This is a genomic window from Candidatus Cloacimonadota bacterium, from assembly GCA_034722995.1.
GTDB lineage: Bacteria > Cloacimonadota > Cloacimonadia > JGIOTU-2 > JGIOTU-2 > JAGMCF01.
This window is the reverse complement of the sequence record JAYEOL010000052.1, coordinates 1-23,260: the sequence shown is the minus strand read 5'-3', so window position 1 is coordinate 23,260 and position 23,260 is coordinate 1. Positions and strand designations below refer to the sequence as shown.

The 23,260-nt window shown below is 32.7% G+C and carries 18 protein-coding genes; 13 read left to right on the top strand and 5 right to left on the bottom strand.

Going from position 1 to position 23,260, the window contains the following annotated elements:
• Nucleotides 1-118 precede the first annotated feature (118 nt).
• Both U9R23_06410 and U9R23_06405 read left to right on the top strand, forming a co-directional pair.
• Nucleotides 119-1,120, top strand: coding sequence for an NAD(P)H-dependent glycerol-3-phosphate dehydrogenase (locus U9R23_06410; protein ID MEA3476050.1), 1,002 nt, complete (start codon nt 119-121; stop codon nt 1,118-1,120).
• Nucleotides 1,121-1,376: 256 nt separating this feature from the next.
• Complete coding sequence (locus U9R23_06405; GenBank protein ID MEA3476049.1) at nt 1,377-2,267, top strand: DMT family transporter; 891 nt, start codon at nt 1,377-1,379, stop codon at nt 2,265-2,267.
• 295 nt (nt 2,268-2,562) lie between these two features.
• Here U9R23_06405 and U9R23_06400 read toward each other — a convergent pair whose 3' ends face one another.
• The gene (locus U9R23_06400; protein MEA3476048.1) at nt 2,563-3,525 is read right to left on the bottom strand and encodes a hypothetical protein; all 963 of its coding nucleotides are present in this window, start codon (nt 3,523-3,525) and stop codon (nt 2,563-2,565) included.
• Nucleotides 3,526-3,780: 255 nt separating this feature from the next.
• Here U9R23_06400 and U9R23_06395 point away from each other — a divergent pair, with 255 nt between their 5' ends.
• The 6 genes from U9R23_06395 to U9R23_06370 all read left to right on the top strand — a co-directional run bounded on the left by U9R23_06395 (nt 3,781) and on the right by U9R23_06370 (nt 10,700).
• Entirely contained in the window at nt 3,781-4,359 is a 579-nt protein-coding gene (locus U9R23_06395; protein MEA3476047.1) for a hypothetical protein, read from the top strand.
• Nucleotides 4,360-4,439: 80 nt separating this feature from the next.
• Nucleotides 4,440-4,724 carry a 2TM domain-containing protein gene (locus U9R23_06390; protein MEA3476046.1) on the top strand — a complete coding sequence of 95 codons (285 nt, stop codon included), beginning with the start codon at nt 4,440-4,442 and terminating at the stop codon, nt 4,722-4,724.
• A gap of 32 nt (nt 4,725-4,756) precedes the next feature.
• The gene (locus U9R23_06385) at nt 4,757-6,403 is read left to right on the top strand and encodes a 5'-nucleotidase C-terminal domain-containing protein (GenBank protein MEA3476045.1); all 1,647 of its coding nucleotides are present in this window, start codon (nt 4,757-4,759) and stop codon (nt 6,401-6,403) included.
• Nucleotides 6,404-6,466: 63 nt separating this feature from the next.
• Entirely contained in the window at nt 6,467-7,180 is a 714-nt protein-coding gene (locus U9R23_06380; GenBank protein MEA3476044.1) for a protein-L-isoaspartate(D-aspartate) O-methyltransferase, read from the top strand.
• A gap of 320 nt (nt 7,181-7,500) precedes the next feature.
• A complete protein-coding gene (locus U9R23_06375) occupies nt 7,501-7,962 on the top strand; it encodes a DUF3795 domain-containing protein (protein ID MEA3476043.1) in 462 nt (153 codons plus the stop codon).
• Nucleotides 7,963-8,300: 338 nt separating this feature from the next.
• The gene (locus U9R23_06370) at nt 8,301-10,700 is read left to right on the top strand and encodes a hypothetical protein (protein MEA3476042.1); all 2,400 of its coding nucleotides are present in this window, start codon (nt 8,301-8,303) and stop codon (nt 10,698-10,700) included.
• Nucleotides 10,701-10,731: 31 nt separating this feature from the next.
• On the opposite strand, the gene U9R23_06365 is transcribed toward U9R23_06370, so the two are convergent.
• The 3 genes from U9R23_06365 to U9R23_06355 form a co-directional block, all read right to left on the bottom strand.
• The gene (locus U9R23_06365) at nt 10,732-11,484 is read right to left on the bottom strand and encodes a type II restriction endonuclease (protein ID MEA3476041.1); all 753 of its coding nucleotides are present in this window, start codon (nt 11,482-11,484) and stop codon (nt 10,732-10,734) included.
• 2 nt (nt 11,485-11,486) lie between these two features.
• Entirely contained in the window at nt 11,487-13,454 is a 1,968-nt protein-coding gene (gene radC, locus U9R23_06360) for a DNA repair protein RadC (GenBank protein MEA3476040.1), read from the bottom strand.
• Nucleotides 13,455-13,736: 282 nt separating this feature from the next.
• Nucleotides 13,737-14,762 (bottom strand): hypothetical protein, encoded by a 1,026-nt coding sequence (locus tag U9R23_06355; GenBank protein ID MEA3476039.1) that lies wholly within the window; start codon nt 14,760-14,762, stop codon nt 13,737-13,739.
• 335 nt (nt 14,763-15,097) lie between these two features.
• Here U9R23_06355 and U9R23_06350 point away from each other — a divergent pair, with 335 nt between their 5' ends.
• From U9R23_06350 to U9R23_06340, 3 genes are all read left to right on the top strand, one after another.
• Entirely contained in the window at nt 15,098-16,162 is a 1,065-nt protein-coding gene (locus U9R23_06350; protein MEA3476038.1) for a M42 family metallopeptidase, read from the top strand.
• A gap of 384 nt (nt 16,163-16,546) precedes the next feature.
• A complete protein-coding gene (locus tag U9R23_06345) occupies nt 16,547-16,789 on the top strand; it encodes a hypothetical protein (GenBank protein ID MEA3476037.1) in 243 nt (80 codons plus the stop codon).
• On the top strand, nt 16,786-17,004 hold the full coding sequence (locus U9R23_06340; GenBank protein ID MEA3476036.1) for a DUF2283 domain-containing protein: 219 nt from the start codon (nt 16,786-16,788) through the stop codon (nt 17,002-17,004). The genes U9R23_06345 and U9R23_06340 overlap by 4 nt, the downstream gene beginning before the upstream one ends.
• 181 nt (nt 17,005-17,185) lie before the next feature.
• On the opposite strand, the gene nifJ is transcribed toward U9R23_06340, so the two are convergent.
• Nucleotides 17,186-20,710: a pyruvate:ferredoxin (flavodoxin) oxidoreductase gene (gene nifJ / locus U9R23_06335; protein ID MEA3476035.1), complete on the bottom strand. Its 3,525-nt coding sequence runs from the start codon at nt 20,708-20,710 to the stop codon at nt 17,186-17,188.
• A 143-nt stretch (nt 20,711-20,853) separates the two neighbouring features.
• Here nifJ and U9R23_06330 point away from each other — a divergent pair, with 143 nt between their 5' ends.
• Nucleotides 20,854-21,960, top strand: a complete 1,107-nt coding sequence (locus U9R23_06330; GenBank protein MEA3476034.1) for a peptidoglycan DD-metalloendopeptidase family protein — start codon at nt 20,854-20,856, stop codon at nt 21,958-21,960.
• A gap of 613 nt (nt 21,961-22,573) precedes the next feature.
• A complete protein-coding gene (locus U9R23_06325; protein ID MEA3476033.1) occupies nt 22,574-23,179 on the top strand; it encodes an L-threonylcarbamoyladenylate synthase in 606 nt (201 codons plus the stop codon).
• Nucleotides 23,180-23,260: the final 81 nt, after the last annotated feature.

The window sequence follows — 23,260 nt, the reverse complement described above, 5'->3', positions numbered from 1 at the left end:
AATGTCAAATTATTTTAGCACTCTTTAATAAAAAGTGCTAATTTTCAAAAAACTTGAAACATATTTATCATCCTTCTAATTATAGTAAAAAAATTATGAAAATAAAGGAAGTCACTAAATGAAAAATATTTCAGTAATTGGTATGGGAAGTTGGGGCACGACATTAGCCATTCTTCTTGCAGAAAAAGGATTCTCTGTTAAAGGTTGGGAGTGGATAAGAGAACGTGCCGTAAAAATGCAAAAAAATCGTATAAACAAATTCTTTCTTCCAGATTGTCCCTTTCCTGAAAATTTAATGGTGACCAACGATCTTAACGAGACTGTTTCTTCTGGTGACATTACTGTGATAGCTGTGCCTTCGCAGTTCGTCCGAAACACTATTTCCAAAGTTAAGAGTGAACTAAAATGCAAACATATAGTAAGCGTAACTAAAGGATTGGAGATTGACACATTAATGAGAATGTCTCAAGTCATTATTGATGAAACAAATGCGCTGCCAGAAAACATCTCCGCCTTATCTGGCCCAACCCATGCAGAAGAAGTTAGCAAAAAATTACCTGCTACAATCGTTGCCGCATCTATCAGTGAAGATTTCGCAAACGAAATCCAAAAAATATTTATGACTAATCATTTCAGAGTTTATACTAGTGCTGATATAATTGGAGTTGAATTAGGAGCATCATTAAAAAATGTCATTGCAATCGGTGCAGGAATTGCTGATGGTATGAATTTGGGCGATAGTTCCAAAGCCGCTTTGATTACCCGGGGTCTTCGCGAGATTACTCGTTTAGGTATAAAATGTGGTGCAAATCCACATACATTTTCAGGTATTTCCGGGATTGGCGATCTTATAGTTACCTGTGAAAGCAAGTATAGCCGAAATAGATTTGTGGGCGAACAGCTTGCTAAAGGCAAAACCTTAAAAGAAATAACAGAAAGTATGGAGATGATTGCAGAAGGAATCAAAACCACACAGGCAGCATATAAATTAGGCAGAAAGATGAGTATTGAAATGCCTATCACTAATGAAATATACAATATTCTTTTCAATGACCTTTCACCTCAAGCAGGATTAAAGAGACTTATGACTCGTTCAGCAAAAAGTGAAGACGAATTCTAAAACAAAAATTACAAATTTACCCTGTGGAATCCCGATTATATCGGGACTTCGTATTCCACAGGGTGAACAAATAACAAATGTCAAATAAAATCCAAATTATCCATCCTCCGAAGCAGAGCTTCTGCGGAGGACGGGCAAATGACAAATAACAAACAAAGTCCAAAAGTTAAAAATAACAAAATTATTTTTACTTTTGACATTTGGATTTTGAATTTTATTTGGTATTTTGAATTTGACATTTGATATTTCTCAATCTATGAGCATTCCATATTCCGGTGAAATTTTATCGTTAATTTGCGCAATCATTTGGGCAACAGCGGTTATCTTGTTCAGAAAAAGCGGTGAATCTACTGAACCACTCTCACTGAACTTGTTCAAAAATTCCGTTTGCTCTGCACTTTTTTTATTCACTTTTTTGGTTATGCATAGAACCCTTTTGCTACCAGCACCTATTAAAGATTATTTATTATTAATAATAAGTGGAATTATTGGGGTTGTAATTGCAGACACTCTTTTTTTCAAAAGTCTTAACCTATTAGGTGCTGGTTTATTAGCAATTGTTGACTGCCTTTATACACCAATAGTCATTGGGCTCACCTTCTTCTTTTTAGGTGAGCGTTTAAGTTATACACAACTCTTGGGTGCCCTAATGATTATTAGTGCAATATTAATCTCATCTCTCAGATTGCCAAACCATTCAATACCAAGAAAAAATCTAATTCTTGGAATATTACTGGGGTCCCTATCAATTGCACTTATGGCAGTTAGCATCGTAATGATAAAACCACTTTTGAACAGAGCACCAATCCTCTGGGTAACTATGATAAGACTTGTTGTTGCTGCAATTGTAATGAGTATTATAGCGTTATTTCATCCAAGAAGAAAAGAACTCTTTAGTGCATTTCGTCCCTCAAAAAATTGGAAATATATGCTTCCCGGAGCAATACTTGGAAATTATTTTGCAATGTTTACCTGGATGGGAGGAATAAAATTTACATATGCCAGTATTGCCGCTGCAATTAATCAAACGAGTGTGATATTTGTATTAATATTTGCTGCTATTTTCTTAAAAGAAAAATTCACATTGCGAAAATTTATTGGAATGATAATGGCATTTTCTGGAGTAGTAATGGTGACGCTTGGATGAAATATCTTACGAAATCATAGCAAATTTTAGGCCAATGCATATATCTCCTAAGCTCTATCAAACGGATGAGCACATCCGTCACTATAATTTGAAAAGCAAGAATGAAATGCTCTCGCTTTTTTTTATTAATACCCTGCTGGTTCAGGTATATTACCTGAACCATAAGTTTATAGGTTTCCGTCACGGAATGGTCTGTGACGACTCTGCCAACACTAGAGACCTTCAAGGTTTTGAAAACCTTGAAGGTCTTTGAACTGTAAATTGATTCAATGTTAATCATTGTAAATCTACAGCCTTATAGCCCATTTTCTTTCGATGGAAAATCTTTATCCGAATTTTCCTCTCTATCCCATATCTCCTTTACCCTCTTTCCTAACATTTTTTTTCTAACATATGCAATAAGTACGAGTATCGGTATAATCGTCCAAAGTAATCCAAATCCAGAATAAAAGACTGTTAAAATTGTATGTGTCTTTATTGACTTTCTTGCATCAACTATAAATCTATACAATTGAATCTGAAAAATATCAAAAAAAGTTCTATCAAAATCTTTAGAGGTCTGTAAAGCCTCTAAAAAATCCTGAAATTTTTCCTTTGAAAATCTGTTTATCATATATTTTATTGTGTAATAGCTCTGTAAATAAAATATTTCTGCCTGGTCTTGAAATTCAGGATATTTATAATTATATGCATTAAGATCTAATAAATTTCCTATAATCCCATTTCTGACAAATATAAACTCTCTTCTTATATCCCACTGTTTAGCAAAGTATTGAGCAAATCCTTCATCAAACCAAAGTGGAATAGAAATGTCCTTTGCTATATTGTGCAACAATATGTGATTATATTCGTGTGTCAAAACCTGGAAGAAATTGCTATTTATCTGCATATCTCTTGGATTACGAATTATTATTAAAGCCTTTTGTGGAATAGCAAATGCCTGGCTCCTTTCCGGCAAATCTTTAAACCTCAAAATATATTCTTTAAAATCTTTTTTACTATGACATAAGATTAACTTGACTTTTCCCGATATATCGGGATAAAATCCCACTTCTCTATTAACTGACTCAACAATTTCTGAGAATTGTGGTAATATCTTTTCGGCAACTTTTCTTTCATCTTTATGAAAAGTTATAAATAAATAACGGCTTGATAGAATTTCTGATGAGAGAGAAACTGCAGTAAAGAAAATAATAGCAATACCAATTAGTAAAAATAATGAAATCCTAAATTTTTGAAATTCTGTGTTCCGTTTCATAAAATTATTTCAAATTATCCAAATTTATAATATTCGTTGCCAGCTTATTGATAAAATATCTATCGTGCGAGACAAAGATAAGTGTTCCATTAAATTGTGATAAAGAATTTTCCAGAGACTCACGAGTATCAATATCCAGATGTCTTCACTTTGCGTTTCGTAATGAAAACTGAGATCTCTTACTTGAATAAAACTCATATTAGTTATAAATAAAACTTGCCTGAAATTATGTCTATAAATTTTTTTTGTTTCATAATGAAAAAATTACTCATTCTTTTTATAGGTATTTTTATATTTTCTACTCTCTTTGCCTGGGACGACTGTCCTTTTGGACAAAAAAACTGTCCATACCCTGGAATTTGTGGGGCATACATAGATACTGACAGTAACAGCATCTGTGACCGTTCACAACCTGCTCCAGAAAATAGAGAAAAAATCTCAAAAGAGATTTCAGATTCTCTTACAAATAAACGAGAAGTTGATATTGGAATTTTAGAAACCGAAAAAGAACTCCTCGTAAGAAAATATCACTTTATTCCAATCTCTATTGTGTTAATTGTATTATATCTAATCACATTTACTTTATTTAAACTTAAAATTTTTACTCGTGTAACACATTTAATAATCTGGAATTGTATTCTATTAATAAGTTTTATGGTTTCTTCTCTTTTAGGAATCCTACTAATAATAAGAGTAAATTTTGGATTACCAATATCTTTACCATTTAACATCTTATTCTGGCATGTTGAGTCTGGCATCGTGATGATGGTAATTGGAATTTTCCATCTTATATATAATCGGAGATTTTATAAATATATTTTTATGAAAAAGTAAATTAGTGGACAAAAAAACTTCTTTAGATAATTGATTGAATCATAATTGATTGAATCAAAGAATAAGAGAGGAGAGACAACATGAATGAAAATGAAGATTACAAACGAGCAAAACAGAGAGTTACTGAAATAAGGGCTTTTTATCAGCATTTATTTGTTTATATAATTGTAAACATTGGAATATTCATAATAAACATTATTACTACTCCCCATAACTTCTGGTTTTATTGGCCCCTTTTGGGTTGGGGAATTGGATTATTTGCACATGGCTTTAGCACATTTGGAACACATGGAATATTTGGAAAAGAGTGGGAAGAAAAAAAGATTAAAGAGATAATGAAAAAAGAAAAATATAAAAATAAATAAATCACTATAAGAAAACACAAAAGAGGAAAATTATGAAAAAAATCATTGTTATCATCTTTTTCTTTATTTCAACTTGCTTATTTAGTCAACAAATTGATACATTGTATATCTTACAGACAACAGATGTACACGGTAGAATTTATCCATACGACTACTTTAATGACCAGCCTGCAAAAGTGGGTTTTGCACAAGTCTATTCCAGAATTAAGCAATATCGTGCAAAACATAATAATGTAATTTTAGTTGACGCTGGTGATGTGCTTCAGGGAACCCCTCTTGCTCACTATTTTAACAAAATAGAAACAGATAAACCAAACCCTCTTATTCTAACAATGAATCATATGGATTATGATGCGTTTGCAGTAGGTAATCATGAAATTGAACAAGGAGTTACTGTATACACTCGTGTTGAGAAAGAGTCTGATTTCCCCTGGCTCTCTGCAAATTCAGAATTAGATGATGGAACAACATTTTTCAAACCATATACAATAGTTAAAGAAAACGACTTTTTAATCGGTATTATTGGCTTAACAACTCCTGGCATACCTACTATGCTTGATACGACCTATTATCCTGGAATTACCTGGAAAGATATGGTTAAAACAGCACAAAAGTTTGCGACAATTTTATATCCCAGAGTAGATATCTTGGTAGGACTTTTTCATTCTGGTTTCAATGCAAAAGAAGACGCCTATAAATCGGAGAAATTAGGCTTGCCTGTTGCTAACGCTTCAGGCTTAGTTGCCGATAAGATTCCGGAATTTGATATTGTTTTTGGTGGTCATTCACATAAAATTGTTCCGAATGACTATAAACAGGGTTTAAAATATATGAGCAAGGAAAAAAGTCTAAATAAACCGTTACAAATAAATTCTGGATGTTGGGCTAAAAATTTAGGTGTTGCAAGACTAATTCTTGAACAAGTTGAAGGTACCTGGAAAATTATAGATAAAGATGGATGGGTTGAATCAGTTGAAGATGAAGAACCTGCAGAAGAAATCTTGAAACTCACAGAATATTATCATAACAAAATGCTTGAGTATATCCGAGGTGAAATTGCAATACTTACTGATACTTTAACGGGAAAATATTCTCGTTTCAAGGATACTCCAATGATTGAAATCATAAATAAAGCTCAAATGGATTATACGGATGCGGATATTTCGTTTGCTGCCTGTTTTAATGAGAATTTATACGTACCACCTGGTCCATTTCGTGTCAAAGACATTTATGCTATGTATCCTTATGAGAATTTTCTCTATGTCATAAAGATGACGGGGCAGCAAATAAAAGATTTCCTGGAATATTCCTCTCGCTACTATATCTGGGATGGATGTGATGTCAATCCTAATCCCGATATCGCAGGCTATCAGTACGATATGGCAGAAGGCATTAGTTATATGATTGATGCTACTGAAGAAATTGGAAAAAGAATAAAAGAATTAAAATTTTTACAAACTGGTAAACCTCTTGAAATGAATCAAATATACAAAGTAGCAATAAATAGCTATCGCGCAAATGGTGGCGGTGGACATATAAATGCAGCAGGTGCAAAGAGTGCACCGATAATTTTTCAATCAAGCGAAGAGATGCGTAACATTCTAACAGATTACATTAAAGACATAGGGACAATAACACCTGAAACTGACCAGAATTGGAAAATAATAAAAGGAAAATGAGAAAGAGAATATAAAAGCTTTAGTTAATGTTTTATGGTATATTTCTAACTATTTTAAATGTTTATGTCAAAAAATAAGAGATATTTCATCTGTATAATTTTTCTACTATTATTAAGTAATCTTAGCTGTGCCCAAGATAACGAAACAAAGTATAAAAGAGAAAGAGAGTTGATGATTAAAATCCAGATAGAAAATAGAGGAATAAAAGATACCACTGTTCTTTCAGCTATGAGAGAGGTTCCCAGACATATTTTTGTGCCTGAACTATATCGCATGTTTTCATACGAGGACCGACCTTTACCAATTGGATATGGTCAGACTATTTCTCAACCTTATATTGTCGCTTTGATGACCAAGCTGTTGAAATTAAACAAGGATTCAAAAGCACTTGAAGTTGGAACTGGTTCAGGCTATCAGGCAGCAATTTTATCAGAAATAGTAAAAGAGGTTTATACTATAGAAATAATAGAAGAATTGTATCTCAGAACAAACAAGGTTTTAGAAAAAGCAGGATACGATACTATCAAGACAAAGTTCGGAGACGGTTACTATGGTTGGGAAGAATATGCTCCTTATGATGCAATAATAGTAACCTGTACCGCGGAATTTGTTCCTCCCCCGCTTATTAAACAGCTTAAAATTGGTGGAATAATGTGCATCCCTGTTGGTCCACCTTTTAGAGTTCAAAATCTGCTTGTAATAACAAAGAAAAGTGAGGAGCTAATTGAAACAGAAGTAATCACCCAAGTTAGATTTGTGCCTCTTATCAGAAAATAAAGGATATTCATTATAAATAATGCGTTCTGCAAAATAAGGTTTTTTTTGACCTCACCCCTGCCTTCGCCGAAGCGGCTACGCGCAGGCAGGTCAATCCTCTCCTAAAAGGAGAGGAAGACAGAATTCTCCTTCTCCTTGCCCGTTCTCCATAGTATCCATTCTCCGTAGCAAGACTGCGAAGGATGAACTACGAAGGATGAATAGGAGAAGGAGTTAGAGGTTGAGGTTAATCAAGAATTTTTTATAATGTCTCATAAAAAATAAAAATTACCTATTTTGCAGATCTCATATATTATAAATAAAACAAGAAGAAAATCAAAATGTGTGAAGAAAATACAAATCTTATTGCATATTGTGGTCTTTATTGTGGAGATTGCTTTGCTCACAAAGGAGAGGTTGCGGACCTGGCAAGAGACCTTAGAAAAGAGTTAAGACAATCTAAGTTTGATAAGACTGCAGAATCTTTGTCTGCTCTTTCATTTTTTAAGGTTTACAAAAACTACCCAAAATGTTATGAAGTATTGGGTGCATTAGTAAAATTACGATGTAAAAAAACCTGTAAAGGTGGTGGTGGTCCGCCTTTCTGTAAGATAAGAAAATGCTGTCAGAAAAAAGGAATTGAAGGATGTTGGGAATGTGGCGAATTTGAAACATGTAAAAAATTGGATTTCTTGAAGGCAAATCATGGTGATGCTCATATAAAAAATCTAAGAAAAATTAAGAAAAAAGGGGTTGATGAATTTCTTAAAGGAACTAAATATTGGTATGTAAAAAGTTCCTAACATGGAAAAACCAATAGGAAGAGAAGAGATTGAATTATCAGTAATTACTATAGTTAGATTTGTATCCCTTTTTAATATGATTTATTTAAAATAGTATAAAATCTAAATTTGGATTTTCCCAACAATTTATACAGAAAGTGAAAAAATCAAAATAAATGTTATTAATTCACCCTTAAATCCCCTCATATTAGATGGGACTTTATCCGACCATAAATATGCTTGACAAAAATCCCCTCTTGAGAGGGGTGACAACTTTAGTTGTCGGGGTGTGTTTAGTTATTTGTATATAAACGAGCGGTGTACTGTTCTTAATAAAATAGGAATTATCCACTATGGTAATGAGAACAAAATTTATCCAACCAGTAGTATTTTTTACTTCATTTACAATCCTTTGCTACGAGATAATACTTACAAGAATATTTGCTATTACCCAATGGCAAAATCTTGCCGCATTTATAATAAGTCTGGCATTACTGGGTTTTGGAGCAAGTGGAACTGCCATCGCACTTTTAAAAAATCAGATTGACAAACATTTCAATACCTTTGTTCTGACTGCTCTTTTTCTTTATCCACTTTCAATGTGCCTGGGATTTATTTTATATTGCAAAACTCCGTTTAATCCATTTGAAATTGGAATAGATAATCGCCAATTATACTACTTTCTACAATATTTTATTGCAATGGGAATTCCATTCTTTTTCGGAGCAACAGTAATTGGAATTGCTTTAACAAAATTTCCCATTGGGAAAACCTATTTTTCTAATTTGATTGGTTCAGGAGTTGGTGCCATTTTTGTTGTGCTATTTTCATATCTGCTTCATCCCTATTCTATACTAATTGGAATAACAATTATTTCTTTCCTTACTGCGATATTTTTTTCATTAAATCTCAATAAAACTAAATTCATAGTAATCTTTATCCTTTCAGCAGTATTAGTAGCGGTCTTTTCTCTATCAGTTAATTATTTACATTTGAAAAAAATATCCCAATATAAGTCCATATCAAAAACACTGAACCTCCCCAATGCAAAAATTGAAAAAGAAAGATATTCTCCACTTGGACTTGTTCAGGTGGTTGAAGCAGAAGGATTGCGGTCAACAGTTGGGCTTAGTTTATTATCTCCTTATGAAGTTCCAATACAGAAAGGAATATTTTTTGATGGTGAATCAATGAGTGCAATAACTCCTTTTGATGGAGAAAAGAAAGAAATACAATATCTTAATTATATCCCATCTGCTTTACCTTACAATTTATTAGAAGATTCTGAAAAAGAAAAAGTACTCATTGTTGGAGTAGGTGGTGGTGAAGGAATATTAAAAGCGTTATTACACGATTTTAAAAATATTTCAGGACTGGAGTTGAATAGAAAAGTTGTAAAACTTATGAAAAAAGATTATTCAACTTATTCAGGAAATATTTATAACCATCCACGAGTAACTATTATAAATAAGGAAGCACGAGGTTTTATACAATCAACAAATGAAAAATACAACCTGATAGAAATTTCAATGTTAGATACATATAACACAGCAGCATCCGGTATCTATGCCTTAAATGAGACCAATCTTTATACTGTTGAGTCAATACAAGAGTTTTTTCTGCACCTAAAGGAAAATGGACTTTTATCTATTACAAGATGGGTTGTTAATCCTCCACGAGATAATCTCAAGATGCTCAATATCTGTATTCAAGCATTAAAGAATTTAGATATAAAAGATATTAGCAAGCACATTCTCTATATTAGAACCATTCAGGCAGCAACATTAATTATATCAAAAGCCCCCATTTCTGAAGATATGATAAATAAAACAAAAGAATTTTGTAAAACAAGACTTTTTGATATCATATATTATGATGGTATAAAAGAGAACGAAGTGAACAGATTTGTAAAACTTGATACACCGATTTATTATTTGGCTGCAAAAAATTTACTATCTGAGAATGCATCTGACTTTGAGGACGAATACGATTTTGATATTAAACCAGCAAGTGATAACAGACCATATTTTTATAATTTTTTCAAATACAAAACCTTAAAGTATATTTTAAAATACGGCACTGATAAAATACCATTTACTGAATGGGGATATTTAACCTTAATTCTTCTTCTTATTCCAGTTATAATTATAAGCCTTGTGTTGATAGTAGTTCCTTTGCTGTTTCTGAAGAAAGGTAAAAGAGGTTTAAATATAAAGATACTCCTCTTTTTCGGATTAATCGGGATAGGATTTTTCTTTATAGAGATGCCACTTATTCAAAGATTGATTTTATTTTTATCTCATCCCACTTATTCATTAAGTGTAATAATTTCAAGTTTGCTTGTTTTTTCAGGGATTGGGAGCTACTTTTCTGATAAAATATTTAATGCTGAAAAGAGAATTTTATATTCGACTCTACTTATCGTTTCAATAATAATTTTGTATCTTATAGTTTTTGATATTATTCTGCCTGTTTTTATGAATGCTAATGTGATAATAAAAATATTGGTAACCATAATTCTGCTGGCACCTTTAGGATTTTTTATGGGAATTCCCTTTCCACAAGGTTTATCAAAAATTAAAAGAATAGAAAGTTTCAAAGTTCCATGGGCTTGGGGAATAAACGGATTTTTCTCAGTAATAAGTACAATTCTCGCTACTTTATTTGCAATTCTTTTTGGGTTTAAGATTGTATTTATTCTTGCGATAATGTGTTATCTTGGGGCGGGGGTTGTTTCTTTAAAACTAAATAAAGCATAAATTAATTTTGAGAGATATTGTTTAAAAATTTCTAAATAAATTTCTCCCACAAAATCTTTTGTGCAGGCAGATGAACTGTAATCAACTCTGTAAAGCCAATTACATTATATTCAGATAAAAAGTTTTTCTCCTTTTCTTCATCAAAGACCACCAAATTGATATTATGTTTTTTCATTTCATGGATTTTTGCTTTTGCAATATTTTCTTCTTGCGTTGCGATATAAATTTTTCCTGCATTGATTGAAGATAACTCTCCTATTACCTGTCGCCATCTTTCTCGCAGGGTTCTCTTTACAGAAATAATTAAACATACAGTTCTGTTTTTTTTAAATACTTCTTCACTTGGAAAGAGATAATCAACCCTTCCATTTAATGTTGTTTGCATATCATAAGGATAATTTATTTTACTAAACAAGAATCTTAAGTGCTTTTCAAAACTCCCACCAGCTCTTGTTTTTCTTGATTGACTTATACTTAGGAATACTTTCCAAAAATCATCATAATGTTGGTCAAAAAATCCTAAGAAAGCCTTTTGAGAGTTATCTTTGGGAAATTCAAATAATTTTCTTTGGAAGGCTTCTTCAAATATTTTAAGAGTGCATTTTTTTTCGTATTCTTTATATAGTTCAAATTCATTATTTAGTAACTTTCGCAAATAAGAATTAAAATTCTTTTCAACATCCTTTATTATCAACTTCTCCTGAGCAAATTCTGATAACTGTTTACCCGATGGCATAAATCTTTTCCTAATTGATTTTTGGAATTCCTGAAAATCATTACTCATATTCATTTCCTTTCAAGAATAATTATAAATTCTTCAAGCATAGTACTAACAGTTTGTCCAGCGATATTTGTAGGGCTATTTTTTGCTGGCATTCTCTTATTTGGAATTTCCCTTATAATGGTTTTGTGATGCAAAAAGTTATTTATACACAATTCAACAATAATTTCATCAGTTGGTATTTGAAATCCTTTGACAGTTCGGTTTCCAATAACGACACATATAAATCCATTAGGTTTGACAACTCTGGCAAATTCCTTCAAATATTTATTTAAATCATAAAAAAATGCAAAAACCTCTTTAGCTCTCTTTTTACTTTGTATTGATATTTTGTCTAATGTATTAAACAATGATTCAGAATATACATCATAAACAGGGTCTTTTATTATCCTACCGCCCAAACTTTCTCTATCAACATTTATATTTTCTAATCCCAACCATTCCAATGAAAATCGGGAAAACTGTCCATAAGCTACTGTGGTCTTGCTGTCTCCATAGGGTGGTGATGTAACTATCAAATCTATCTCTTTATCTTTGATTTCAGAGATATGTTTTACTATTTTAAACCAATATTTTTCTGATAACTTATCTTTAATAGAATTTAATCTATAAATATTATCAATTGATTTTTTAAAAAAAGATTCTTTTACTTTGGGGTTATGTTTTTCTAAATCTTTTTCTGAATATCTGTGAAGTTTAAAACCATTTCTACAATTGGATACAGCACGAATAGTTTCACTAAAAGAAATCTTAAAGAAATCTTTAATGTCATTATTCTCAATTTGCCATATTGCATGTCTTAGTTTTCCAAGTTCCTCAATTACATAATCCTTAAACCATAGATTTATGTTTTTAACTTTTGGTATATCAGATTCTAATATATTTACATTTTTTAATATATTTTCAAGTTCATTTTTTAATATTGAAGGTTCTAAAGGTGTTAATTTGACTTTTGTTATAAACTCTGCTAATGGATTAATATCTATTCCATAAGAATATCTCTTTTTTAGATTTGCTTCTACAAGTGTCGTACCTGCGCCCATAAAAGGGTCTAAAACAATGTCATCCTCTTTGCTATAAGTATCTATGAGATAATCAGCAATTGGATATGCCATAACTGCTGGATAGATATGTAAACCGTGAATACCATCTGTTTGTCTTATATCTTTAAAATTAAAAGAAGGGTCTTTATACTTTTTTAGACTTGTTTCTAAATATTCTTTATTTTGAAAAAAGGGATAATACTCAGACAAACTTATTTGTTCATAACCACTCTTAAAATAATTAACTTTATTATCTTGATTATAATTGTCTACTAAGCTAAAATATCCTTTTTTAGAAATTATTATGTGGTCTATTACTTTTATTCCAGATATTTCTTCCGCCCTTAATAATTTCTCTGTAACCTTTCTATCTTCTATAGTTGGATTACAATCTCCCGTAGGGTGGTTATGAACTATAATAACTGCTGTGGCATTATTTATATATGCTGGAGCAAATATCTCCCTTGGGTGCACTAAACTTGAATTAACCGTTCCAATAGAAATAATTTCCTTTTTTATTAACTGATTTAGCGGATCTAAATATAAAACCACTAAATGCTCTTGCCTTTTATTAGTAAGGTCCTTACACAAACTAAAAGCATCATTAGAATTGTGTATTGCAATTTTGCTTTGGTCTTTTATAATAAATCTTTTAGTCAACTCAAAAGCGGATACAATCTGTTCTGCTTTAACCTTCCCAATACCCTTTATCTTCGTTAAATCCTTAGTGCCGGCACTTAATAAATTATCACCAAATTTGTTTAATAAATTTTCTGCAACCTTTTTTACATTTATTCCTTTAACACCACTTCCCAATAAAATGGATAATAACTCAGAATTTGTTAAAAAATTAATATTTGTCTTCTCAAGCTTTTCTCGTGGACGCTTGAATTCAGGAAGATCTTTAATTCTTAAATGTTGTTTTTTCATTATACTAATTAATTCTCACTAATTTTAACTATCAAAACAATATATCACAAAATAATTTATTAAACACAAATACTAAACTATTCAGTAAAAAGTCAAGTTTTTTTAACACCTTAAATTAAGATAATCTTTATGAAATTCTGTCAATGACAATTCGAGAGCTCTTGAAACTTTTACTTTGGCTTTATAGAAAAAAGTGGATTCAATAACATTACCCCATCATCACTTTCATCAAAATCATAGGTATCATAAATCCCATTATATTAAAATCAAATAAAACCTAATTTATCTTGGGACAAATCCCAGAATAGTTTCAGGATATTTATCTGTTACAAGCAAAAAACCTATATCATCTAATCTGACAATCCCTTCCCAATTTCGCGAATTGTCATCATCAATAAGTTCTAATTGGATAGGTGGTTCTTGAACCAAAGTAATTTTAGATTCAGAATATTTTAATCGTAATAATCTTTCTACTGTTGTATATTTAGAATGAGTTGCCCCTTCTCCATAAACTATTGAAATTGAATCCACGGATGGATTATATGCATTTTCATCTCCAGGATAAAAGTAATTTATAACCCAAAAATAGTTAGCAACATCAAGATTTGTCGCATCAGTAATGCGATATTCAATATTCGGGAATGGAACAGAATCAATAAGATTAAGTTCATAATCAAAAATATGCGCAATTGGATTGGGATTTACATTTTTTCCATTCCCTTCATATATGGTAATTATTTTATCTGATGTAACAAGCATAGTTTCATCAGTTGCATTATTTATTGAAGCCTGTGGTCGGATCTCTGTTATTTTATCAGTATTTAAAGTAATTGTGCTCAAATCACTTTGGATTTCACCACTTATCAAATAACCCAGCATATTATTGGGAGAAGATTCAATTGTCATAAATACTTTATTGCCAGAAAAAGCAATTGCTTCAAAACCTTCATATCCATTAATCCTATCAGAAATTCCTGGAGCAACAAAATCCACTTCTATAGGTGTTATAGGCAAATCTGTTTTCCCCTTTAAAAAGGAAAGAATTGTCTCTTTTGATACAGCAAAAAGTTTCCCATCATAATCAGATTCAAACCGAGAAGGATACTGCGGAAGAAGAATCAAATAATCGTTATACCAGGCTAATCCTGAAATTTCTGAATCGCGACTTGAGACTGCACCTGCTAATGGAATTCTCTCAACCTTAATTTCTTCAGGAATGTGTATTGTAGAATATTTTGTGGCACAGTTTGCTAAGAATGTTATCAAGATAATTAAAAAGACTAATCTTAGATTACTCCTTTTGTTCATTATATGCTCCTACATTTAATTTTAATAATAGTTTATTTCTACTTCAATGTTTTTAAAAAAGTTTGTAAATTATTGTCAAGAATGTTAATCGTCTTACTCTCCAAAATATTTATATGGAATCTTTGACAAAGTTTTCTCTGATAGCTTGCTTTTAAACAAATGATTGACCTTAGTTGGTATAATTTATACCTAAAAGGATTCGGTGTACTTATACTCGCATTGAAATATTTGGATAAAAATTGACAAAAATTAAGAGAGTAACTGAATTTTAGATAAATTCTAAACTAAAGTCTTAAAAAGTATAAGTGTAGCATAAAAAAAATCAAGGAGAACCAATGAATAAGCAATCTATGCAATTTCTTGAAACCCTGATGAAAACACCATCTCCATCAGGTTATGAAGATAAGGTGCGTAAAATTTGGTTTGCTGAAATGAAAAACTTTTCAGATAAAATCAAAATTGATGTGCATGGAAATGCCATTGCATCAGTAAATCCTGATAAACCCCCTAAAATAATGCTTGCCGGTCATATGGATGAACTCGGCTTTCAGGTTAAGTATATTGATGACAAAGGTTTTATCTATTTTGATAGGTTAGGCGGATTTGATATTGGGATTATTCCGGGCAGAAAAGTCAGAATTCATACAAAAAATGGTGATGTGCTTGGTGTTACTGGTAAAAAAGCAATTCACCTTTTTGAAAAAGAAGATAGAGAGAAAGTTCCAAAACCGCATCAGCTTTACATTGATATTGGAGCAAAGGATAAGGATGAGGTCAAAAAACTCATTGAGATTGGCGACCCAATAACTTATGACCCGAATTTTGAAGAGATGCGAAATGATATTTATACCTCTCGTGCTTTTGACGATAAAATAGGTGCATTTATCGTGGCTGAAGTGATGAAAAATGTATTCAAAAGAAGAAATGAACTTAAAGCCTCATTATTTAGTGTTGCCACTGTCCAGGAAGAGGTAGGATTACGCGGAGCAAGAACCTCTGCATATGGAATACATCCGGATATTGGAATTGCTATTGATGTTTGTCATGCCACTGATACGCCTGATGTTGAAATGAAAAAAGCTGGTGAAGTTAAACTTGGTGAAGGTGCTTCTATTACAAGAGGACCAAACATAAATCCAAAAGTATTTTCCATGCTTATTGATATTGCAAAGAAGAAAAAAATCTCATATCAGATTGAATCCAATTCTCGTCCAACAGGAACAGATGCAAATGTAATTCAGGTTACAAGAGAAGGAGTTGCGACAGGTCTCGTATCTATCCCTTGCAGATATATGCATACTTACACAGAAGTTGTATCAATTAAAGATGTTGAAAGTGCAATAAATATACTTACAGAATTTTGCTTTTCTATAGATAGAAATATTGATTTTACGCCATAGATAGTAAGATATGGTTTGTAAAGAAAAGAAATAACTATTTTACTAACTCTTGTCTTTCGCTGGTTCACATTTTTTCAGATAGTGTTGAGGGACAATATCATGCGTCTTGCAGTGATATTGTGATATACTGAAAAATACTATAATATTGAATAATTGTAATTTTTTTGCAAGTTTTTTAGAAAAAATTTGACAACTCTTTTTTGAAATTTCTGTTTTTTGTATGACTTATGAAGCATTTGTAAAAGGTAATGTCATAGATAGGAATTTGTTTTATAGTGTGTTAATTTCAAAATAGGTGTGTTATATTATGCATGGTGCAGTCTAATATATGGTAGGTAGAAATTCTTTTATTCTGAACTAAAACTTCAGTAAATAAGGTATGTGATGTTAAAATATAAATTTACTAAATATTTTGAAAGTAAGGTCTTGATAAAACGACCTTATCTTAAAAAGGAATGGTGTATTCGGGTTTTAGAGAAACCAATTAAAGTAGAAAGACAGGAAGGTAATAGATATCGTTTTTGGGGTATAATCCCTGAGTTGGGTGACAAATTTCTTCGCGTAGTAACTTTAGATGATAAAATAACGATTCATAATGCCTTCCCGGATAGGAGATTTAAAAAATGAAACTAACATATTTTCCTGAAACAGATTCACTTTATATTGATTTATCTATTAAGAGTAGCGTAAAAAGTGAAGAGATTTCAGAAGGTATAGTTCTGGATTATGATACAGAAGATAATCTTGTAGGTATTGATATAGATAATGCCAGTAGGAAATTAGATTTATCGGAATTAATAACGATAAAAATGCCCATAGTTTCCCAAAGAATTTCTGCCTAACCACCGCTTCACCTGTTTTTGTTTCGTCACGGAGTGGTCCGTGACGACTCTGTGGATGGTAAAAGGAGCTGTCAGGGACCATTCCCTGACGGGGACGGAATAATTTTTGAAAGAAAACCAAAAGCAAAGCCCAGAGAAAAATTCTCAGGGCTTTTTTTTAATCTACAAATACAATTATTGATTAACTACCAGCCATCTTTTCATAAATCTCATATCTTTCTTTAGCCTCTTCTGCAGCTTGTTTGAAAAGTTTCTTTGCTATTTCAGGAAACTGTTGAGTCAAAGTGCGATAGCGAATTTCATTATCAAGAAATGCTTGATATTCTAATTTCGGCTTCTTTGAATCCAGAATCAATGGATTCTTACCTTCTTTTGCAAGCAATGGATTATATCTGTATAGAATCCAATAACCACTATCAACGGCCAATTTCTCTTCTGCCTGGGTTTTTCCCATATCTATTCCATGTGCAATGCAAGGTGAGTAAGCGATAATCAAAGAAGGTCCAGGATAAGCTTCAGCTTCTAAGAATGCTTTTAGACATTGATTTGGACTTGCACCCATTGCCACGCCAGCTACATAAACATAGCCATAAGTCATTGCCATCATGCCGAGGTCTTTCTTCTTGGTTCTCTTTCCCGCTGCTGCAAACTTCGCTACTGAGCCAGTTGGAGTTGCTTTAGATGCCTGTCCACCAGTATTGGAATAAACCTCTGTGTCTAAGACCAGAACATTTACATTTTTATTACACGCAAGCACATGGTCAAGTCCACCATAGCCAATATCATACGCCCATCCGTCCCCACCAATAGACCAGACACTTTTTTCAACGATATAATCCTGCAATTCAATTATCTTTTCAATAATTGGCTTAGTACTTTCTGATGCTTTAGCGAGTGCTTCTGGTAAGGCTTTCTTCACGGATTTTGCGGCTTCTTTAGCTTCCTCATCTACAGAATTCCAGAGTTCTTTGCTTTTTTTAAGAGCTTGTGTTAATTCAGATGTGGTTCCCAGCTCAAGAAGTTCATCAATATTATTAAGCAGTTGTTTCCTATTTGCATTAACAGCCAATCTCATACCAAATCCATATTCGGCATTATCTTCAAACAGGGAATTTGCCCATGTAGGTCCTTTCCCTTGTTTATCTTTGCAGTATGGCATTGTCGGGAAGGTTCCACCATAAATTGATGAGCATCCAGTTGCATTAGCGATTATCATTCTATTGCCGAAAAGCTGGGTAGCTAATTTAACATACGGAGTCTCACCACATCCACCGCAAGCACCGCTGAACTCAAAATATGGCATAAGAAATTGACTGCCTTTTACTGACTCTCGCTTTACACCATCAAGGACATTATCAGGAAGATTATCAAAGAACACAGCGTTTTCAGTCTCACCTGCTGTGCGGGCTTCTTCTATTGGAACCATTTCTATAGCTCCTTTAACCGGACAGACCTCTACACAACTATCACAACTAACACAATCCTCCACATATACTTGCAATCTGTATTGAAGATTTCTATCATTTCTTGTTTTTGATTTTACAGTAATGAATGTCTCAGGTGCGTTTTCTAAATCTTTCGGGTCTATCTGTTTTGGACGGATAGCTGCATGCGTGCATACTAATGAGCATTGATTGCATTGTATACATTTTTCTGGGTTCCATTTTGGAACAAATGGAGCTACTCCTCGTTTTTCTAATCGCGTAGTTCCTGTTGGAACTTGACCATCATAAGGCATTTTAGAAACTGGAATTGTATCGCCCTTAAAGTGCATAACCGGGTCAATAACATTTTTCGCAAACTCATCTGCGTCATCAGGAATAAGTTTCGGAATTGGTGCTGATTTTATTCCAATTAAGTTAGAAGGAACTGGAACTTCTTCCAGAGCATCTGAAGCTCTGTCAACAGCTGCCCAATTCATCTTTACAATCTCTTCACCTTTTTTTAGGAATGTTTTTTCTATGGCATCTTTGATAAGTTTCAACGCCTCATCTTCTGGCAACACCCCAGAAATTTTGAAGAATGCTGCCTGCATTACTGTGTTAATTCGTGCACCGAGTCCAACTTCTTGGGCAATCTTCAATGCGTCTATGTTATAGACTTTGACTTTTTTCTCAATAATTACTTTCTGCATATCTTCTGTTAAGTTTTCAAATACTTCATCAGCCTTCCAATTTGAATTAAGCAGGAATGTGCCGCTTTCAGTTATACCTCCTAAAATATCATAACGACCAATATAAGAAGATTTATGCAATGCCACGAAATCTACATTGTTTAGCAAATATTGAGATTGAATTTTCTCTTTTCCAAATCTAAGATGAGAAATAGTTACGCCACCAGATTTTTTAGAATCATACTGAAAATAACCTTGTGCATACATATCAGTATTATCACCAATAATTTTAATAGAGTTTTTGTTCGCGCCAACTGTTCCATCAGAACCATATCCCCAGAATTTACAACGAATTACGCCTTTAGGTTCTGCATCAATTTCTTCGCCAATAGAAACCGATGTGCCAGTTACATCATCCTCTATGCCAACAGTAAAATTATGAGTGCACTTGCCATCAAGATGGTCATAAACCCCCTTTACCATAGTTGAAGTAAATTCCTTTGAAGAAAGGCCATATCGTCCACCAATAATTTTAATATCTTTTCCGGATAGAGCAACAGCAACATCAAGATAAAGTGGTTCACCAAGAGAGCCAGGCTCTTTTGTTCTATCAAGAACTGCAATCTTCTTTACAGTCTTTGGAATAGCAGAGATAAGTGCTTTTGCAGAAAATGGACGATACAGACGAACTTTGACAGCACCAACTTTTTCTCCTTGCTGAGTAAGATAGTTTACGGTCTCTTCAATCGTTTCTGTTCCGGAACCCATAGCAATAATAATTTTTTCTGCATCAGGAGCCCCAATATAATCAAACAGCTTGTACTGGCGACCTATCTTTTTTGCAAACTTATCCATATATTCTTGAACTATTTCAGGGGTGACTGCATAAAACTTATTTACAGTCTCTCGACCCTGAAAGTAAACATCAGGATTCTGTGCACCAACTTTCATCATTGGTTTTTCCGGATTCATTGCCCGTTCGCGAAAATCTTTTACATATTGCATTTCCAGCAGTTCTGCCATTGTCTCATAGGGTATCATCTCTACTTTTTGAATCTCATTGGAAGTTCTGAAACCATCAAAGAAATTAAGGAATGGTACTTTAGATTTTAATGTTGCAAGATGAGAAACAACAGCCAGGTCCATTGTCTCCTGAATAGAACCAGCAGCTACAAGAGCAAACCCGGTATTTCTTGCAGACATCACATCAGAATGGTCACCAAAAATTGATAAGGATTGGCAGGCAAGAGAGCGAGCAGAAACATGAAATACAGTTGGCAGCATCTCACCAGCAATCTTATGCATATTTGGAAGCATTAGCATAAGACCCTGAGATGCTGTAAATGTTGTAGTCATTGCACCAGCAGAAAGGCAGCCGTGAACAGCACCTGCAGCACCAGCTTCAGCTTGCATCTCAATAACATCAAGCGTTTGTCCAAAGATATTTTTTCTACCTTGCGCAGCCCATGCATCTGCTAATTCTCCCATTGGCGATGAAGGTGTTATTGGATAAATTGCAGCAACTTCACTAAAAGCATAAGCCACATGCGTTGCTGCTGTGTTTCCATCTATGGCTTTATAAGTCTTTTCCATTTTTCCTCCATTAAATTTCATTTTTAAAATTAATACTTAAATGTAAACTAAATTTATATTACACTCTTTTTGTTTATCATTTTAATAAGTCAAATTTTTTTATTTTTTGACAGAAATATTTCAGTTTTTTTTAGTTGATTTTTATGAAATACGTTATATTTTTCTTATCTTTTTTGCTATGCTTTCAATTCTCTATAGCAGATATCACTCAAACTACTAAAGAGCGTGTTGCTGAATTAGAGCAAGAGATTGAATCTATACAGAATGCATTGCAAGAAATTAATAAAGATAAAAAGGCACAAGAAAAAATAGAAAAAGAATTAGAAAGGAAAATTTATAATCTAAGATGTATTATAGAAAGTTTGAATGAGCAGAAAATCTCTAAAGAGCATGAACTAAAAGAAGTCAATGCCATTATTAATAAAAGCAAAAAAGATATTTCAGAAAACAAAATTCTGCTTAACAATATCATAAAAAATCTAAATATATTTTATGTAAGTAGCATTTATCTGAATCAAAACTGTATAAGGAATTCAAGTATTTCCAATATTAAAATGTGTTCAAATTTAATTCTAACAAATCTTTGTAATCTTAGCCGGGACTACTTAGCCCAAAAAAATATTAGTTTAAAAAAAGAAAAGAATATTCAAAATATTAGAAATAGAATTAGAAGCAATCAGGAAAATTACAATTATGCTCTTTCTAAAAAGGGATCTAAGCAGGAGGAATTGAATTTACTTGTTAATTTACAGGATGATTACAAAAATCAGATGAAAAGTTTGAAGGAAGGAATTACTTCATTGGAAGATTTTCTGGAGCAAATAGAAGCAGAAAAACATGGTAGAGAATATAGCTTTAAATTTAAAAAAGGTATTATATGGCCTGTTTGCGGTAATATCATTCAAGAGTTTGGAGTTATAAGACCAAATAATTCAAAAACCACAATTGCCAGTAAAGGAATATACATTCAAGCAGAAGTTGGAACCCCTGTAAAAAGTATTGCTTCAGGAATTGTTGCTTTTTCTAACTGGTTTGAAAATAAAGGGAATTTAGTTATTATTGATCATCAGAATGGATTTTACAGCCTTTATGGATACAATTACAGATTAGCCGTGAACAAAGGACAAAGAGTAGAACAAGGACAAATTATTGCATATTCCGGGCATAACTTATTTCTTGATGAGGATTGCTTATATTTTGAATTGCGCAAGGTTGGTAAGGCTGTTGACCCATTGGATTATCTAAGATGATAGGGCGTGCTTATCATTCCAGCGATAAATCAGAGGCACAAAAAAGAATGAAAATAACACACCCCTTCCCGATACCTGCCCGCCGTCCCGATTCCATTGGGACTATGGCAGGCGGGAATCGGGATTTCCCCTCTTGAGAGGGGTGGACTCCGATGAAATCGGAGGACGGGGTGTGTAACCTGCGTACTATTTCAGATGAAAAGTTCATGTCCCGAAAAAAATTGAGACGCACCCGTCTGGACGCCGAGCCTGAAAGAAGAATGAAAATTACTAATAATTTTAAATAGATTTAATTTTATAAGTAAAATATTGTTCGTGTTAGTTCGTGCTCGCCCTGTGAAATAATCCCGATATGTCGGGATTCCTTCTTTGAAGGATTTCACAGGGTAAATTCGTGGCAAAAAAGGGATTTTCAGATGAAACCCACATGTCAGCAAGCAGACACAAAGGAGCATGAAAATTTCAGGTGGCTTAAAGAAGCAGCAACAGGATAAACCTGTTGCTACCCGCCAACTCCGAGACGGAGTCGCGATAAATCGGGACTGGTGGGTATCCCCAATTGAATTGGGGACGGGTTTATCCCGAATTGAGATAAAGAAAAAGTGATTTTCAGATGAAAAAAATAATATTCGTAAACCGAATTGAAGAAAGAAAAATCAAGCAAGCTTCGCAAATTTTACAAGAGGGAAAAATCCTAATCCATCCAACTGAAAATCTATACGGATTTGGTGCAATAATATCATCTGAAACTGCTATTAAAAAAATTGAAGTAATGAAAAAACGAAAAGAAAAATCCGGGTTTATAGTTTTGATTGGTAATTTCTCACAAATCCATTCTCTCGTTTGCAGCATCTCTACTTCTGAAAATGAATTGATAAAAAAATACTGGCCTGGACCTCTCACAATTATACTTAATGCAAAAAAAAAGTATTGGCAAAGACCGATTTGTTATAACAAAACCATTGCTGTTCGGCTTGTAGGAAATGAGATTACACGCGAAATAATAAATAAAGTTGGGACACCTATAATTAGTACAAGTATAAATATCTCTGGAGAGAAAGAAGCACTAAAAACAGAAGATATTATCACAAAATTTGAATCTCAGATTGATGGAATTGTTATTGATAAAATTCACACATTTACAAACAAACCCTCAACAATTGTAAAAGTTGTGAACCAAAAAATTAAGGTTGTAAGAGAAGGTGCAGTTACTTTATAATAAAATTCCAAAATCCAAATAACAAAATTCAAATAAATTACAATTATCAAAAAATCAAATTCAAAACATATTAATAATTTT

Coding starts and splice junctions, on each gene's coding strand:
- U9R23_06410 (MEA3476050.1), top strand. CDS start 119: ATGAAAAATATTTCAGTAATTGGTATGGGAAGTTGGGGCACGACATTA.
- U9R23_06405 (MEA3476049.1), top strand. CDS start 1,377: ATGAGCATTCCATATTCCGGTGAAATTTTATCGTTAATTTGCGCAATC.
- U9R23_06400 (MEA3476048.1), bottom strand. CDS start 3,525: ATGAAACGGAACACAGAATTTCAAAAATTTAGGATTTCATTATTTTTA.
- U9R23_06395 (MEA3476047.1), top strand. CDS start 3,781: ATGAAAAAATTACTCATTCTTTTTATAGGTATTTTTATATTTTCTACT.
- U9R23_06390 (MEA3476046.1), top strand. CDS start 4,440: ATGAATGAAAATGAAGATTACAAACGAGCAAAACAGAGAGTTACTGAA.
- U9R23_06385 (MEA3476045.1), top strand. CDS start 4,757: ATGAAAAAAATCATTGTTATCATCTTTTTCTTTATTTCAACTTGCTTA.
- U9R23_06380 (MEA3476044.1), top strand. CDS start 6,467: ATGTCAAAAAATAAGAGATATTTCATCTGTATAATTTTTCTACTATTA.
- U9R23_06375 (MEA3476043.1), top strand. CDS start 7,501: ATGTGTGAAGAAAATACAAATCTTATTGCATATTGTGGTCTTTATTGT.
- U9R23_06370 (MEA3476042.1), top strand. CDS start 8,301: ATGAGAACAAAATTTATCCAACCAGTAGTATTTTTTACTTCATTTACA.
- U9R23_06365 (MEA3476041.1), bottom strand. CDS start 11,484: ATGAGTAATGATTTTCAGGAATTCCAAAAATCAATTAGGAAAAGATTT.
- radC (MEA3476040.1), bottom strand. CDS start 13,454: ATGAAAAAACAACATTTAAGAATTAAAGATCTTCCTGAATTCAAGCGT.
- U9R23_06355 (MEA3476039.1), bottom strand. CDS start 14,762: ATGAACAAAAGGAGTAATCTAAGATTAGTCTTTTTAATTATCTTGATA.
- U9R23_06350 (MEA3476038.1), top strand. CDS start 15,098: ATGAATAAGCAATCTATGCAATTTCTTGAAACCCTGATGAAAACACCA.
- U9R23_06345 (MEA3476037.1), top strand. CDS start 16,547: ATGTTAAAATATAAATTTACTAAATATTTTGAAAGTAAGGTCTTGATA.
- U9R23_06340 (MEA3476036.1), top strand. CDS start 16,786: ATGAAACTAACATATTTTCCTGAAACAGATTCACTTTATATTGATTTA.
- nifJ (MEA3476035.1), bottom strand. CDS start 20,710: ATGGAAAAGACTTATAAAGCCATAGATGGAAACACAGCAGCAACGCAT.
- U9R23_06330 (MEA3476034.1), top strand. CDS start 20,854: ATGAAATACGTTATATTTTTCTTATCTTTTTTGCTATGCTTTCAATTC.
- U9R23_06325 (MEA3476033.1), top strand. CDS start 22,574: ATGAAAAAAATAATATTCGTAAACCGAATTGAAGAAAGAAAAATCAAG.